This window comes from Paraburkholderia sp. BGA-UO-ETr-F12 (assembly GCF_059567945.1).
The window spans coordinates 166,590-182,139 of the sequence record NZ_JCAQOZ010000056.1; the positions used below are offsets into that span (position 1 = coordinate 166,590).

A 15,550-nucleotide genomic window follows, 5' to 3' on the forward strand; every position below is an offset into this window, starting at 1 on the left:
TCAAATCCCCATTTTTCTGGAATCTGGAATGCCCGTTCCTTCGGAACTCGAACCGATGGTGTATGTGATTGACGACGAAGAAATGGTGCGGGAAGCGCTGGCGCGCTTATTGCGTTCGGCGGGTTTCAAAGCGCAGGGTTTCGCGTCGGCCACGGAAGTGCTTTCACAAGAAATACCGGCCGTGCCGATGTGCATCCTGCTGGATATGAACCTGAAGACCACGAATGGCTTCGACGTGCAAAACCAGCTCGCGCAGAAGGGTATTCAGGTACCCGTGATTTTCCTGACCGGCTACGGATCGATCCCGATGTCCGTGAGAGCAATCAAGGCTGGTGCGCATGAGTTTCTCACCAAACCGGTCGACGACGACGAACTGCTCGAGGCCGTCAGGCGAGCGCTCGCTCAGGACGAGGCGAACCTCGCCGAGCGTGCGTTCAACGCCGACGTACTGCGACGTGCCGCGTTGCTCACGCCGCGCGAAATGGATGTGTTCGAACTTGCAGTGGAAGGCAGGATGATCAAGCAGATGGCGCACGAGTTAGGCACGCAGGAGGTAACGGTGAAGGTTCACAAACGGCGCGTAATGAGCAAGATGCAGGCGAAGACGCTCATCGAGCTGGCCAGAATGTGGGAAGTGATTCGCCGGGCACGATGAGCATCACGAGGCAATAAATATCGCGCCGGATATTTTTCTCTGTAACCAGGTCGGCGCAATTGGAGTATTGGCAGCTATGAGCTTTGTTTGCATCGTCGACGATGACGCCTCGGTAAGAAGTGGTGTCGGAAACCTGCTTAAGTCAGCGGGATATACGACTGTGACGTTTTCATCGGGAGAGGAATTCCTTGCTTCTCCGTTGATTGACGATGCGTTATGTGTTTTGCTGGACGTCAGAATGCAGGGCATGCAGGGCCTCGAAGTGCAGCGTCAATTGAAAGCGGAACACAGGCGCATTCCGGTAGTATTCATGTCCGCACATGGCGACGACGACATCGTTCAACGCGCCATGCAACATGGGGCGGTCAGTTTCCTGCGCAAACCGTTTGAGGAAGAAGTGCTGCTCGACTCGCTCGAACTCGCCACTGGACGTAGGAACTGGACGGACTAAGCACAAAGGCATATCCGTTAAATCAACGATCTGGTATTGCGTAACCGCTTCATGCCTCATTCTTGTGAGGCCGCTTGCGACTGGCGCACTGGGTCGGACCAGGCAAGCGCGAACGAATATCACCGCGCCAGCAAGCATCCTCTGAAACGCAGCACCACTTTGCATCCCGGCTGGTTGTCGTGGATTTCAAGGTCTGCGTCGTGGACGCGCGCAATCGCCGCGACGAGACTGAGACCAAGGCCATGCCCGGTGGTTGCACGCGCTTGCTGACTTGGGCCACGGTAGAACGGACGTAGTACGGCTTCGCGTTCCCCGACTTCGATGCCTGGGCCCGAGTCTGCAACGTGCAAGACCGGTTTCCCCGCATCCGTGCCCGCTCCGAGCGTAATCGTGCCTCCGCCAGGCGTGAATTTGAGCGCGTTGTCGAGCAGATTTTCTATCGCACCGAACAAAAGGTCGACGTCGCCACGCACTTTCACCGTTTCCGGAGCCTGCACCGAGACCGATAAGCCGCGCTGGTCCGCTGCCGGCTCGTACAGATCGACGACATCACGCAACACCGTGTCCAGCGACACGTCGCCAAAGCTCGCACGCCTGCCGTCGGCTTCGATTTCCGCAATTCGAAGTAGCGCCGTAAAGCGGTTCAGCACGACGTCGGATTGCAGAATGGCGGCATCGACAGCGTTTTCATAGCCGGCCACGGTATCGGCGCGCCGCCGCGCTCGTTCGAGGCCCGCGCGCAGGTGCGTCATCGGCGTGCGCAAGTCGTGTGCGATGCCCGCGCATACTCCGCGTACCTCGGCGACGAGCCGTTCGATTTCGTCGAGCATCAAATTGACGATCCCGGCAAGGCGATCCAGGTCGTGATGCGTGCCGCGCGTCGGCAAGCGGCGGCTCAGTTGCCCCGCCATGATTTCGCCTGCGGTAAGGCTAATCGCTCGGATACGCCGATTCGACATCGCGTTGAGCGCCGCGCCGCAACCCACAGCGAGAATGATAGTCAGTGTCAGGCCCACGCAGAGCACATTCACGAGCATACGATCGAAGTTGCGAATTTCGTCGATCGAGTGACCGACGACAATGCGCAGGCCGCTAGCCGTCGGCACGATGATGCCGCGAAAGTGGGCGTCTCTCACGCGGTTGCCGTCGGCCACGGCTTGATCGTAATAGAACGGCTTGCCTTCGCGCGCGTCCGGCAGCATGGGGATATTGCCCGCGAGCCATCGGCCATTGGCATCGAACGCACCGTAGGGTCTGCTGCTCGCCACGTCGCGCCGGCTCAACGCCGCCACGTCCGAGATTGCCTCGTCACGTCCAATCGAGCGAAATTCCGCGACCTCGCCGAGCAAACGCTCGTCGACCTCGTGCAGTAAATAACCGTGCGTCACCCAGTACAGCGTCCCGAACAACGCGATCGCCGAACTGATGAACACTGCCAGCAGCCACGTAATGCTGCTGATGTGCATGCGCGGGCGGCGTCTACTCGCCGGCATGGAGGATGTAGCCGACATTGCGCACCGTGTGGATCATCGCTGAGAGGCGGCCATCCAGGCTGATCTTGCGGCGTAGCTGGCCTATGTGCATATCGATTACGTTGGTTTGAGCGTTGAAACGGTAATTCCACACGGACTCGAAGAGCATTGCGCGCGTGACCGGTTGTCCCGCGTGACGCATCATATATTCGAGCAACTGATACTCGCGTGGTTTCAGATCGATTACGTCTCCGGCGCGCGCCACAACATGCGTGCTCATATCGAGGACGAGATCGCCGACGCTCATCGCCGACGGCTCCGTCAGCGACGAACGGCGCCGCAGCAACGCACTCAGACGGGCGGTCAGCTCGAGACTGTCGAACGGCTTGGTCAGATAATCGTCACCGCCCGCGCGCAGACCTCGCACGCGCTCGTCGACCGCGGACAACGCGCTCAGGATCAATACCGGCGTTTGCTTGCCGACATTGCGCAAGGTGGACAAAATCGACAGGCCATCGACATCGGGCAACATGCGATCCATGACGACCGCATCGAAATCGCCTTCCAGCATGCGCAGCAGGCCAAGGTGTCCGCTTGCGACACCATCCACCGCGAACCCGTAGTCTTCGAGCGCAGCGACGACTTCAAGACGCACGGGATCGTCGTCTTCAACAACCAGCACGCGCGGTTTGCGCGCCTTCGGCCAGGCGGGCAGCGATTCACTTTCCAAACGAACGTTTTCCCATTTGATTCATACGTCACAGGGGCCAGCAGGGATCCTTCAGCCGATTGGCGACAGGATGAGCCGGCCGCTCGGACTTAACACGCGCGGCCGCACAGCGTGACATGAAAATATTTCCGTCTCGTGACATGCGGGCAGCCACTCGCCAACGTCGAATCAATTGAGCTTCAAGGCTGCGCGTACTTCGGCTCGCGCTTCAGAAAACGCCTTCTGAAACGCCGGGTTCGCCATTAGCGCCTCGGCGACGAGCGTGCCGTCAATCCGGCCGGCTTCCACATCGCTCGGATAGTGAACGCCATCCACCACGCGGTTTTCGCCGTATTCGCGGCCGCGTGCAAAAAGCGCATCGCGCTTTTCGGGGACCATCTGCGCGAGCAGGATCGCGGTCATATAGCCAAAGGTGGAGTGACCGCTGGGATAAGAATCGTAGCCATCCTTAGGATTGAGCGGAACCGACGGATGCACGCCCGGGTTCGCAATATAAGGGCGTGCTCGCGAGAAAAAGTCCTTGCCGGTTTTCGCGATCGTCGACGCGTCATGGTTCGCAGCATCGAAGAGCGCCGCGGTCTTGGGAAGATTGACTTCGTTGAACTCCGGGCCGAGCACATCTGCAAACCGGAATACCGTCTTTTTGACGTCGGCCCTCGCGCGCTCCACCTGTTCAGGCGTGCGGGTGCGCTGCACCTCCAGAACAGTTGCCATATCCGCCTGTCCACGGGCGGAGTCAGCCGCGGGAGGCGGCGCGAGAAGCTTGCTTAGGTCAACCTGGTGTGCGTCGAGATACGTGGCGGTTTGCGCGAGCACAGGCTGGCTTAGCGCACCTGTTGTGCCCGCTGCAATCATTAGACAGATAACCAGCGGCAAAGAATGAAGACGTTTCATGGTGCCCGTGAAGAGAAGATGGCTTGCAGCGAAGCCTAGACGTAGCGCACGCAACGTGCGCCAGGCTAACTGATTTCAACCACACGTCGAGCGTGGCTGAGGGCTGATCCTAGTGTGAGCAGATGAATGAGCGGTGTCCGAAAACTTACAAATCTAAGCGCGCGCGGGGCCGTCCTTGCGATTCACGCAGCTCGTTGTCGATCCGTAACGAGAACTTTAATTTCGTAAGTTAACCATCACTGGGCATTAATGGACCGCCCTTAACATCGCGGCTTGTTTGATTCAACGCCCCACGGCCACATTCAAAAACAAGGATCCATGCACCATGCAACGGGTACGTTCAACGCTGTGTAAGACGCCGCTGACGCAGTTCGTTATCGCCACACTCTGCGCCGCCGGAACGCAGGTCTCTTACGCTCAGGCCGCCGGCGCACAGACCTCGGGCGACCTGGGCTCCGTGCAAAGCACGGCTGTTTCGTCGTCGGGTAACAGCGCGGCTGCAAGCAGGAAAGTCGAATCCGCACCGGCTCAAGCTCCTTCGCAAGGCTCACTTACGGCAACCGAACCGCAGTCGACGATCAGCCGCCGCTACATTGAAAACAGCACCGCGCCGACTGCAACCTACAGCGACATCGCCAATATCGCGCCGAGTGTTCAGAGCGTCAATCCGAACGGCCCCGGCCTGATGGAGTCGGCGGGTGTCACCATCCGTGGCTTTCAGGACGGTCAGTACAACGTGACATTCGACGGCATTCCGTTCGGCGACACGAACGACTTCACTCATCACTCGACATCGTTCTTCACATCGCAATTCCTCAACGGCATCACCGTCGATCGCGGGCCCGGCGACGCGTCGCAAATCGGCTTCGCCACGTTCGGCGGCCTGCTCGGCATGCAGTCGAAGGACCCAACGATGACCCCGTCGGCCTCGCTGATCGGCTCGTATGGCAGCTATAACACCTGGCTCGCCGGCGCCGAGTTCAACACGGGCGACGTACAGCAGCTGGGTGACGCACGCGCAATGTTCGGCTACACGCAAAGCAGCAGCGACGGTTATCTGACCGGTGCGGCCCAGCGTCGGCAGAATGTCTACTTCAAGCTTGAGAAGCCGCTTGGCGACGATACGCTGCTCACGCTGTTTGCCACCTACAGCAAGATCCATCAGGACGTCTCGTACGGCACGACCGCGGCCCAGATCGCGCAGTTCGGCCCCAACTACGGACTGTCCAGCGATCCGACGAGCCAGGCGTTCTCGGGTTACAACTTCGACCTGATCAATACGGACTTCGAGTACATCGGCATCCAGTCTAAAGTCGCGCAGTGGGCGATCGACAACAAGCTCTACACGTACGGGTACTACCACAACGGCTTCAACGGCATGGATCCGAACGGCGAAACGCCGAACGGCACCATCTACGGCGCGAACAACGTACCAGGCCAGGAGATGAACAACAACTACCGCGCGTGGGGCGATGTGCTGCGCGCCCAAAGAGATCTCGGTCCGGGCACGCTGGAACTCGGAACCTGGCTCGCGTACCAGACGAATTTCCGCAACAACTTCAACGTCGACGACAGCCTCAACTTCGCGTTCACGTCGCCGAACTTCGCCATGAACGACAACTTCCTCACGTGGCAGCCGTATATCCAATACGCGCTGAAGTTGCCGTACGGCCTCACGATCACGCCCGGTGTGAAATACGCGTCGTTCACGCGTCATCTGTACTCGGACATGAACCAGGGCTCGGGCACGCCGGTGGACTTCAGCCATACCTGGACCAAGGTGCTGCCGTCGCTGCAGATCCACGAGCAGATCAATCCGGTCTGGAGTGCCTACGCTCAGTATGCGCAGGGCTTTCTCGCACCCAATCTGAACGCGCTTTACGTCAACAATCCGGCTATCTCCGGCCAACCCTCGCCGGAGCAGACCGACAACTATCAGATCGGCACCACCTATAAGACCGATCGCGTCACGGCCTCCGTCGACCTGTACTACGTGAACTTCAAGAATGCGGTCACGAACCAGACGATCGGCGGCGTCACATTCTTCCAGAACGCCGGTGGGGCGATCTACAAGGGCGTCGAAACGGAAGGAACGTACTACGCGGGGCTCGGCTTCAGCCTGTACGGCAACTTCACGGTCAACTCGGCGAAGCAGAAGGGCACTAACGACTGGATGCCCAACTCGCCGCGCGAGACGGCCGCGTTCGGCGTGATCTATGAACACGGTCCGTTGACCGGCTCGCTAATCACAAAGTTCATCGGCCGGCAGTACGGCCTCACGGGCAATCAGATCCCGATTGGCGGTTATGCCGTGACGAACCTCGCCACCGGTTACACGTTCAAGAGCCCCTCGCCGTGGTTCCGCGACGTACGCCTCGGTTTCCAGATCGACAACCTCTTCAACCGGACCAGCATCGACTGGCTCGCCGGCCAGACTGTTGCTGACGGTACGCCGCTCTACTACACGGTCCCGGGCCGCGCGTTCATCGGAACGATGCAGATGGACTTCTGATCTTCACCAGGAAACTTCTATCCATGAACCTTGCTCACCTCACCGACCTTGCGAACGATTCAGGCGGCGTACTCTACGTCATCGCTACGATGCTGTTCATCGCCTTGACGATTATCATCGAGCGCCTCTGGTATCTGCACCGTGTAGCGGGTAGTGGCCGCGATGCGCTCGAGCAACTCGACCACCTCAATCCGTTGAATGTGGCCGCGCTCGTATCCTGCGCCGAGCAATTCGACGACTTGCCCACCGGCAGACTGATAAAGACGGCGGCGAGCGTTCCAGGGCAGGCGTCGCGCGAAGAACTTGGCGCTTGCCTCGACGAAGCGATCATGCGCGAGGCGCCGCGCATCGACCGCCTGCTGTGGGTGCTCGATACGATTGTCACGCTGGCGCCGTTGCTTGGCCTTTTCGGCACGATCGTGGGCATGTTCAACGCGTTTCAGGTCCTGTCGAATCCGGGCAATGCGCCGACCCAGGTCACGGGCGGCGTCGCCGAAGCGCTGGTCGCGACGGCATCGGGCTTGTTCGTGGCGATGATCGGGCTGGTATTTTTCAACGGCCTGCACAATCGGGCACGCGCCGTATTGCATCAGCTCGAGACCTTGAAGGCCGCACTCGTCAACCGCCTCGCGGCAACCTCGCAGGAAGCCGCGAAGCCAGTGCGTGAGACGCCGCGCGCGGTAGTCGGCAAGCTCGCGTCGCAGGGAGTGTGACGATGAAGTACTTCGAAGCGCGCAAGGCTCGCATCGAGATCATTCCGATGATCGACATCATGTTCTTTCTGCTGGTGTTCTTCATCATGATCACGCTGCACATGATCCCGAATGCGGGTCTGCGCACGCAATTGCCTTCGAGTGCTACGACGCAGTCGTTGCCGCCGCCGAAAGTGACGATCACGCTTGCCGTTGACGGCAGCGTGTCCGTCGACGGTAAGACGCTCAGCACCGCGCAACTGACGGCGATGCTTGCGGCGCGCCCGGATGTCGCCCACACGGCGGTGACGATTGCCGGCTCGAAGGAAGCGCAGCTCCAGAAGCTCGTCGCCGTGATGGACGCGTGCCGGGCCGCGGGCGTCACGCAGATCGCGCTGGCCGCGCAACCTGTGGCGAACTGATATGGCGACTGTACCCGTCTCCGGCATGCCGCAAGAACGCACCCGCCTATTTCCCGCCGCGGCGCTTGCGCTGGTCGCGGAGGCGCTGTTGCTCGGCGGTGCGTTAGTGTTCCTGACGCACAAGGCGCCGGCCCCGGTCGAACTTCCGCCGACCACGCTGACCCTTGCTGCGCCACCCGCGCCGACCCCGCCGACCCCGCCGACCCCGCCGGCGCCAAAGCCGGTTGTTCCAACACCGCCGAAGCTCGAGACGCCGCCGGTGCGGCCGGTTGTGCCGGTGCATCACCTGGTGACGCATACACCGCCGCCGAAGCCTGCGGTTGCGCCGCCGCTGCAGCCGGTTCAAGCGCCCGCGCCGGTGCTGCCTTCGGTCGCGCCGACTGAGCCGGCGCCCGCGCCGCCTCCAGCGCCTGCACCGCCTGCCGCTCCTACTAAGGCATCGCCGAGTTTCGAGGGCGCATTGCGCGCGGCGATTCAGGCGGCGCTGCGTTACCCCGAGTCGGCGCGTATGGCCGGCATGTCGGGACGCACACGAGTCGCGTTTCAGTATCGCGACGGCGTGGTGTCGGATGTGCGCGTGATCGTCCCAAGCGGACTGGGCTTGCTGGACCGCGCGGCGGTCGCGGCAGTGCGCGACGCGGCTTATCCAAAGCCCGATCCGGCCTTCGTGGGTAAGACGCTTTCCGAGCAGTTGTGGGTCACGTTCGATCTCGATCGCCCCGACTGACCGAGAAGGCGCGCGCACCCCAATCAAATCAACAGAATTAACTGGAGTCATTTCGACGTGAAACGAAGCAAAACTTTGCACATGCTGATTGCCGGCGGTCTTCTATCCGGATTGTTATGTAGCGCGGCGCACGCCGTGACCGCGAAGACCGGCGCGCAGTTCGAAGTGACCGGGCGTTATGCGCTGCAAGGCGCCGAGCGTTGGGACTACGTCGCATACGATCCGGTCCGGCATCATCTGTTCGTGAGCCGCGATGACCACGTTCAAGTGGTCGACACGCATACCGGAAAGCTGTTCGGCGAAATAAAAAACACCGACGGTGTGCACGGTTTCGCGTTCGTCCAGGATCGCAAGCTCGGTTTCGTGACCAACGGCCGCGCGAATACGATAACGGTCATCAACCTCGATACGCTGAAGGCGGTCGACACCATTAAAGCCGCGGGTCCCGATCCGGACGGCATTCTGTATGTGCCGTCCCTGCAGCGCGTCTACGTCAGCAACGGGCATGACAAAAGCGTGAGCGCAATTGACGTTGCAACGCGCAAGATTGTCGCGACCACGCAGGTCGGCGGCAAGCCGGAGGCGCTTGCCGCCGACGGTCAGGGGCACGTTTTCGTCAACGTGGAAGACAGGAGTGAGATCGTCGAGATTGATGCGAGTTCTGCTGAAGTAGTGGCGCGTTGGCCGCTTGCGCCCTGCGAGAAGCCGTCGGGACTCGCCATCGACGCTAAGAACGAGCGCCTGTTCACCGTGTGCGCGAACGAACACATGATGGTGGTGGATGCGAAGTCGGGCCATGCGGTGGCCGACTTGCCGATTGGCGGGCATCCAGATGCCGCCGCGTTCGATCCGGCGTTGAAGCTGGCGTTCAGTTCCAACGGTGCGAATGGCACGCTGACGGTGGTCCACGAAGACGACGCGGATCACTACAGGGTCATGCAGAACGTGCAGACGCAGGAAGGCGCAAAGACGATGGCGCTCGATCCGCAGACGCACCGCGTGTACCTGGTGTCTTCGAAGTTCGGTCCTGCCGAAGCGGCGACGGCGCAAGATCCTCATCCGCGTCCAACGATCATTCCTCACACGTTCGAAGTGCTCGTCGCGCAACTTAAGTAAGCGTGGTCCATTGCTGGCTTGCCGTATTACGTCTGCGGCGCATGCCGGATAGCGTCGATCCGGCGCCGCGGCGACAAGTCCGGCGGCCGAGCCGCGCAGATCGTCTGCGTTCGTCAACTTGACAGAGCCCATGCAACAGATACTAACCAGCACTGTTGCTTTGCTATTTTTAACCCGCCGTTTTAACCGGAAAAATAACGATCCTGTAATCTGCCGGACGGCCTGGGGTAACGAAGTGGTCGCTATGCTGGGAATTAACCTCCCGCGGTTAGGCGCGGGCGTAGCGACGCGACTCCATCCCCCGCGAGGAGCTCGACGTCTAACAGATGGAGTGCACACCTATGGTTTCTCGCCCCCTCACACTGCTGTATTGCGCCCGAAACTTGCCAGCCAGCATGCGCCGGGGAACACGATGAACCAGTTGGCTTCGATACGCATCTTCGCCAAGGTTGCGGAGTGCCTGAATTTCGCCGAAGCCGCCAAGCAATTGGGCATTTCCAATTCGGTTGTCACGCGCAGTGTCGCGACGCTCGAGGAACACTTAGGCGTTCGGCTGATCAATCGGACTACGCGGCGCGTATCGTTGACGGCGACAGGCCGGCTGTATTGGGAGCGCTGCACCGAGTTGCTCAGGCAGCTCGACGACATGGACGAATGTATCGCCGCCGCAGTGGGACAGCCTGGCGGTTCGCTACGGATCGCGGCGTCGTCGCTGTACGCGACTACCGATCTACCGGACATGCTGGCCGCCTACCGTGCCCACGAACCCCGCGTGAGTTTCGACCTGACCGTGTTCGACAATATGAGCGACGTCGCGGCCAGCGAGTTCGATGTGTGCTTCAGTGCGGAGCGTCGCCTGCGTGATTCGTCGCTGGTGTGCCGGCCGCTCGCGCAAACACGCGACGTGATTGTTGCAAGCCCCGACTATCTGGCGCGTCGCCCTGCGCCGTGCACGCCGGGCGAGCTGGACTCGCACGACGTGCTCGTCGCGTCGGATGCGCCGAGCCGTTACTGGGAGTTTCGCGACGCCCACGGCACACAACGCGTCGTTGTGCGGCCGATCCTGAACATACAAAGTCCTCACGTCATCAAGCGTGCGGTGCTGGCGGGACTCGGAATCGCGCGCTTATCACGTTCGTTCGTACAGAACGAACTGACCAGCGGCAGCTTGTGTGCGTTGCTGGATGACGTCACGCTATGTGGCGACGAACGCACTGTGTGGCTGCTCTATCTCGGGCAGCCGCACATGGCGGTTGCTTTGCGCAGCTTCGTTGATTTCGTCGTGGAGCGCTATCGTCGGAAACCGTTCGAAGGCAAGGCACAAAGCGACGTACGCGTCGGCCCCGTACAACACCAATCGAGCAATACTGAATTGCTGTGGGGCGGGATTTTGTAGGTCCTAAAGTGCGAACAACCGACGTCGGCTGCGCCCGGACTCCGCGCAAATAGCGCGGGTGGCGCAGCGGCGCGGTGTTCTTACCCACAAGGATCCGACTACATGAAAAGACTCCTGATTGCCGCGGTCGCCAATACCGCGCTCGGCTGTACATTTGCCCCTATCAGCGCGATGGCGCAAAGCAGCGTCACGCTGTACGGCCTGATCGACGAAGGCCTGAATTACACCAACAATACCGGCGGCCATTCGAACGTACAGATGGAAAGCGGTTTTGCGCAAGGCTCCCGCTGGGGTCTGAAGGGGGCGGAGGACCTGGGCGGTGGGACCAAGGCAGTCTTCCAGTTGGAAAACGGATTCGACGTCAACTCGGGCAAGCTCGGCCAGGGCGGCCGGATGTTCGGACGTCAGGCGTACGTCGGCCTGAGCTCAACGCAATTCGGCACGCTGACGATGGGCCGGCAATATGACTCCGTCGTCGACTTCCTCGCGCCGCTCACGGCAAACGGAAACTGGGCGGGCTATCTGATGTCGCATCCGTACGATAACGACAACACCGACAACTCCTTCCGTTTGAACAACAGCGTGAAGTACACGAGCAACACGTACGGCGGCGTTACGTTCGGCGGCCTGTACGGCTTCAGCAACCAGGCAGGCGGCTTCGCGAACAATCGGTCTTACAGCCTCGGCGCGCAATACGTTGGCAGCAATGTGACGGTGGCCGCGGCCTATATGCAGATCAACAATCCGGGCGGCACGACAGGCGGTTCGCTCGCTGCCGACGACACCGACTTTTTCGCCGGCCGTCAACAAGTCTGGGGCGCGGGCATCAACTACACGATCGGACCGACGTTGCTCGGCTTTGTGTATAGCCATACGAGCCTGAACGACGCGACCGGCTCGGTCTACGTCGGCAACTTCGCAAACACCGCGACCAGCCTGAAATTCGATAACTTCGAACTCAACGCCAAGTATCAATTGACGAAGGCCGCGTATGTCGGCGCGATGTACAACTACACGATTGCCCACTTCGACTCCAGTGCGGGCAATTCGAAGCCGAAATACCAGCAGGTGGGCTTGATGGCGGACTATAACCTGTCAGCGCGCACCGACGTCTACGTGCAGGGTATGTACCAGCACGCATCGGGTGGCGGCACGGTGTCGGCTCCATTGAATACCGCGTATATAACGGGCGCGGATGCACCGTCGTCGAGCGCGAATCAGGTCCTCGCGCGCGTCGGTATCCGGCACAAATTCTGATCGCTTGCGCTTTGCGGTCATCGGGCAGTGTTTGCCCGATGACTGGGCGGCACGCATTGCTTCACGGCATCAGTTCGACGCCGACTCCGAATGGGCGGCTGCGGAGTCTGTGGTAGTTGTCGGGCTTGCGGCGTCGGTGCCATGCCGGATCGCATAGATTTCCCGATTGCGGGCGACGGCCTCTGCAGACGGCGGATAGTCGCTCCTGGGTGCCGGTACGAGGCCGTCTGCCTCGGCCTGCACGAGTTGAGCGTACACCTCGGCCCGCGTCAAGCCGCCGGTGGATGACTGGGCGAAAGCATTGGCGCCGAACGACAAGCTGAAGGCGATCACAGCGAAGGCGGTAAGCAGTTTCATGGTGTTTCTCCGGTTGGCGAGGAATGAATGGCTTGCACCACCATTCCTATTGTTGTCATTCCGGCTGTCGACGCGTTGACCGCAGGATTACCGTTTCGTTAACTACACGAAGCGTGGAGTGCAACTGCATTGCAGCGCGTGCCTCGGGTATGCCTTCGCATAGCGGCTTGTGGCTCGCGCGAGCCGTCGCATCAACATTTAAGGGAACACACATGTGCGCAGCGAAGCACCACGCAAAGCCGGTAGGTTTGTCGCTGGTTGTCGATAACTCGACGGTGGGTGACAGGGCAACATATCGCGAAGCGCCGTCCGCGGAGGGTATTCCTGAAGGCTGGTTCGAGGAAGAAGTTGGATATGTCGGCGCGCTGCCTTCGGCGGTTCACGCTCTGGCGGACCCGGATGAAAGCGGACGTGACGGCCATGACTGAAGCAACCTGCGAGGCCTATCAATCCCTGGGCCTGAGTGTATTGTTAAGGGCGGCGACCGCGGGCAATGATCTGACGCCACTGGGCGTGAGTCTGCTTGAGTACGCGCAGCGCCATGACGATCCTGGCGCGCTGCTCGACCTCTCGCTGGTTCTGGAGATGAAATACGAAAAGCCGGCGGCGCTTGCCGTTCAGCGGCAGGCATTGCAGATGCGCCGACTTTACCGGATAAAAAATGCCAGCACGGAAAGTCCCTCGGTAAAGTTGCTGGTGCTGAAAGCGCCCGGCGACCTGATGGCGAATACGCCGGTCGAGTGCCTTCTTGAACACGCCGACTTGCAGGTCGACGTGCTCTATATCGACGAACACTCCACGCAGGAATGCCGCTTGCCGGAGCATGATGTCGTGTTGGTGGCGGCATGCGCGCTGGATGAGAATATCGCCGCTCTCGACCTGATCGCCTCGTTGTTACCCACGACAACAAAGCCCGTGCTCAACCTGCCGGAACGTATCGCGCACACGACGCGCGAAGCGGCCTACGCGCTGCTGGGCGGCGTCCCGGATATCTGTATGGCGCCAACGAGACGCGTTTCGCGCGCTCAAATTCTGGATCTGCTCGCGGGTCGATCCGACAACCTCGTCATGCTGGACTCGGATTATCCGCTCATCGTCCGCCCGGTCGGATCGCATGCCGGCGAGGGGTTGGAGAGAATTTCCTGCGCCGCGGAACTTGCCGATTACGTGGATCGTTCGGCTGTCGCCGAGTTGTACATCGCGCCCTTCATCGACTACAGCAGTGCGGACGGTCTGTTCCGTAAATACCGGATCGTAATGATCGGGATGACGCCTTTTTTGTGTCATATGGGCATTTCGGCGCACTGGATGGTTCATTACCCCTACGCGGAAATGATCGCGCATCCGGAGCGCCGGGCTGAGGAGGAGCGTCTGATGGCCAATTTCGACACCACCTTTGCGGTGCGCCATCGCGAAGCTTTGCGCGCTGTAGTCGAGCGGACAAGCCTGGACTACGTCGGATTCGATTGCGCCGAAACAGAAGACGGAAGGCTGCTTATTTTCGAAATCGCGACAGCTATGGTCGTCCACGATATGGACGATGCGGCCTTGTTTCCGTACAAGCTTGCGCAAATGCGCCGGGTGTTCAGTGCATTTCATCAATTGCTGCTTGCCGCGCGGGTTGGCCGCAATCCCTCGACCGGTGCCTGAATCCGGATCCCGGCGGCCTCCATTTCCCGGTGCGCCTCGTTATAGAATGCGGCTAAGAAGGCGCGATCGTGCGCCTCGACACCGGGCAGGGTGCAAGTTGACCGCAGAAACAAAGAAAAGAGCGCCGCGTCGCAAATCGAATGCAATTTCCGTGTTGGACGTGGCACGCGCAGCGGGTGTATCGACCGCGACCGTTTCGCGTGTGCTGAACGGCAACGCGACGGTAGCGGCCGAACTGCAGAACCGTGTACGCGAGATCGCGCAGACACTCGGCTACACGCCGCACGCCGCAGCGCGCGCGCTGGCGTCGCAGCGCTCGAAGACGATCGGTGCGGTGATTCCGTCGCTGGAAAACCAGAACTTCGCGATCGGTGTGTTCGCGCTGCAAAAGCGCATTGGGGAAGCCGGCTATACGTTGCTGCTTGGCTGTTCGTACTACGACCAGGAGGACGAACTGAAGCAGGTGCGTGCGCTGATCGCGGACGGCATTGCCGGCCTGATGCTGGTAGGCCGTAACCACTCGCCTGCGCTGTACGAACTGATCGAAAAGGAGCAGATTCCGCTCGTCAACGGCTGGACCGTCGATCACGATCATCCTTATGTCGGATTCGACAATGTCGCGGTGGGTCGGCGCCTCGCCGAGTATCTGCTCGAACTCGGGCATGTGCGATTCGGCATGATTACCCAGATGACGCAGCACAGCGATCGTGCGGCTGATCGCGTCGTTGGTGTGCGCGCGGCGCTGCAGTCACGTGGGCTGCAGTTGCGCCACGAGCATCTGATCGAGATGCCGCATAAGATTATTGAAGGCCAGATGGCGATGAAGGCGCTGATGAACGGTCCCGAGCGTCCAACGGCTGTCATCTGCGGTACCGATCTGCTTGCAATCGGCGCGCTTGCCGAAGCGCGCGAGTCGGGTATCGACGTACCGGGCGAGCTGTCGATAGCGGGCATCAACGACATCGAGTTTTCCAGCTTCACGTCGCCGCCGTTGACGACCATGCGGCTCGCAGCCGACGAAATCGGCGCGCGCAGCGCCGAGTATCTGCTCGCCCGGATCGAAGGGCGGCCGGTCAGTTCGCAGTACATCGTGCCGACCGACCTGATCGTGCGCGGTACAACGGGGCGCCCTCGCACCACCTAGGTCGGCGGCACACGGCGTGGCGCCTTGTGAAAACACGAACCGGGGCCGCCAGTCGCCAGACGCATGGACGCGCGG

16 protein-coding genes are annotated in these 15,550 nt (G+C 60.7%); 12 read left to right on the forward strand and 4 right to left on the reverse strand.

Annotated elements, in window-relative coordinates:
• The first annotated feature begins 28 nt into the window (after positions 1-28).
• Both AC57B6_RS24705 and AC57B6_RS24710 read left to right on the forward strand, forming a co-directional pair.
• The gene (locus AC57B6_RS24705; RefSeq protein ID WP_028194214.1) at positions 29-655 is read left to right on the forward strand and encodes a response regulator transcription factor; all 627 of its coding nucleotides are present in this window, start codon (positions 29-31) and stop codon (positions 653-655) included.
• 76 nt (positions 656-731) lie between these two features.
• Entirely contained in the window at positions 732-1,106 is a 375-nt protein-coding gene (locus AC57B6_RS24710; RefSeq protein WP_028194213.1) for a response regulator transcription factor, read from the forward strand.
• A 119-nt stretch (positions 1,107-1,225) separates the two neighbouring features.
• Here the strand turns inward: AC57B6_RS24710 and AC57B6_RS24715 are convergent, their stop codons facing one another.
• The 3 genes from AC57B6_RS24715 to AC57B6_RS24725 all read right to left on the reverse strand — a co-directional run bounded on the left by AC57B6_RS24715 (position 1,226) and on the right by AC57B6_RS24725 (position 4,022).
• Complete coding sequence (locus tag AC57B6_RS24715; RefSeq protein ID WP_474631359.1) at positions 1,226-2,572, reverse strand: sensor histidine kinase; 1,347 nt, start codon at positions 2,570-2,572, stop codon at positions 1,226-1,228.
• 13 nt (positions 2,573-2,585) lie between these two features.
• Complete coding sequence (locus tag AC57B6_RS24720) at positions 2,586-3,308, reverse strand: response regulator transcription factor (protein ID WP_046571859.1); 723 nt, start codon at positions 3,306-3,308, stop codon at positions 2,586-2,588.
• Positions 3,309-3,476: 168 nt separating this feature from the next.
• A complete protein-coding gene (locus AC57B6_RS24725) occupies positions 3,477-4,022 on the reverse strand; it encodes an acid phosphatase (protein WP_496422280.1) in 546 nt (181 codons plus the stop codon).
• 505 nt (positions 4,023-4,527) lie between these two features.
• Between AC57B6_RS24725 and AC57B6_RS24730 the strand changes: the two genes are divergently transcribed.
• The 7 genes from AC57B6_RS24730 to AC57B6_RS24760 all read left to right on the forward strand — a co-directional run bounded on the left by AC57B6_RS24730 (position 4,528) and on the right by AC57B6_RS24760 (position 12,324).
• Positions 4,528-6,714: a TonB-dependent receptor gene (locus tag AC57B6_RS24730; protein ID WP_052719752.1), complete on the forward strand. Its 2,187-nt coding sequence runs from the start codon at positions 4,528-4,530 to the stop codon at positions 6,712-6,714.
• Positions 6,715-6,737: 23 nt separating this feature from the next.
• Positions 6,738-7,427: a MotA/TolQ/ExbB proton channel family protein gene (locus AC57B6_RS24735; protein WP_030099195.1), complete on the forward strand. Its 690-nt coding sequence runs from the start codon at positions 6,738-6,740 to the stop codon at positions 7,425-7,427.
• Positions 7,428-7,429: 2 nt separating this feature from the next.
• On the forward strand, positions 7,430-7,828 hold the full coding sequence (locus AC57B6_RS24740; RefSeq protein WP_028194208.1) for an ExbD/TolR family protein: 399 nt from the start codon (positions 7,430-7,432) through the stop codon (positions 7,826-7,828).
• 1 nt (position 7,829) lies between these two features.
• Complete coding sequence (locus tag AC57B6_RS24745; protein ID WP_496422281.1) at positions 7,830-8,555, forward strand: TonB family protein; 726 nt, start codon at positions 7,830-7,832, stop codon at positions 8,553-8,555.
• Between the two features lie 57 nt (positions 8,556-8,612).
• On the forward strand, positions 8,613-9,671 hold the full coding sequence (locus AC57B6_RS24750) for a YVTN family beta-propeller repeat protein (RefSeq protein WP_281664561.1): 1,059 nt from the start codon (positions 8,613-8,615) through the stop codon (positions 9,669-9,671).
• 412 nt (positions 9,672-10,083) lie between these two features.
• The gene (locus tag AC57B6_RS24755; protein WP_144192370.1) at positions 10,084-11,067 is read left to right on the forward strand and encodes a LysR family transcriptional regulator; all 984 of its coding nucleotides are present in this window, start codon (positions 10,084-10,086) and stop codon (positions 11,065-11,067) included.
• A gap of 102 nt (positions 11,068-11,169) precedes the next feature.
• Positions 11,170-12,324, forward strand: coding sequence for a porin (locus tag AC57B6_RS24760; RefSeq protein WP_028194206.1), 1,155 nt, complete (start codon positions 11,170-11,172; stop codon positions 12,322-12,324).
• A gap of 69 nt (positions 12,325-12,393) precedes the next feature.
• Here AC57B6_RS24760 and AC57B6_RS24765 read toward each other — a convergent pair whose 3' ends face one another.
• A complete protein-coding gene (locus AC57B6_RS24765) occupies positions 12,394-12,681 on the reverse strand; it encodes a DUF4148 domain-containing protein (RefSeq protein ID WP_028194205.1) in 288 nt (95 codons plus the stop codon).
• Positions 12,682-12,893: 212 nt separating this feature from the next.
• Here AC57B6_RS24765 and AC57B6_RS24770 point away from each other — a divergent pair, with 212 nt between their 5' ends.
• From AC57B6_RS24770 to AC57B6_RS24780, 3 genes are all read left to right on the forward strand, one after another.
• On the forward strand, positions 12,894-13,109 hold the full coding sequence (locus AC57B6_RS24770) for a hypothetical protein (RefSeq protein WP_028194204.1): 216 nt from the start codon (positions 12,894-12,896) through the stop codon (positions 13,107-13,109).
• Entirely contained in the window at positions 13,102-14,331 is a 1,230-nt protein-coding gene (locus tag AC57B6_RS24775) for an ATP-grasp domain-containing protein (RefSeq protein WP_496422282.1), read from the forward strand. Before AC57B6_RS24770 ends, AC57B6_RS24775 begins: the two co-directional genes overlap by 8 nt.
• Positions 14,332-14,482: 151 nt before the next feature.
• Positions 14,483-15,475, forward strand: coding sequence for a LacI family DNA-binding transcriptional regulator (locus tag AC57B6_RS24780; protein ID WP_178370452.1), 993 nt, complete (start codon positions 14,483-14,485; stop codon positions 15,473-15,475).
• Positions 15,476-15,550: the final 75 nt, after the last annotated feature.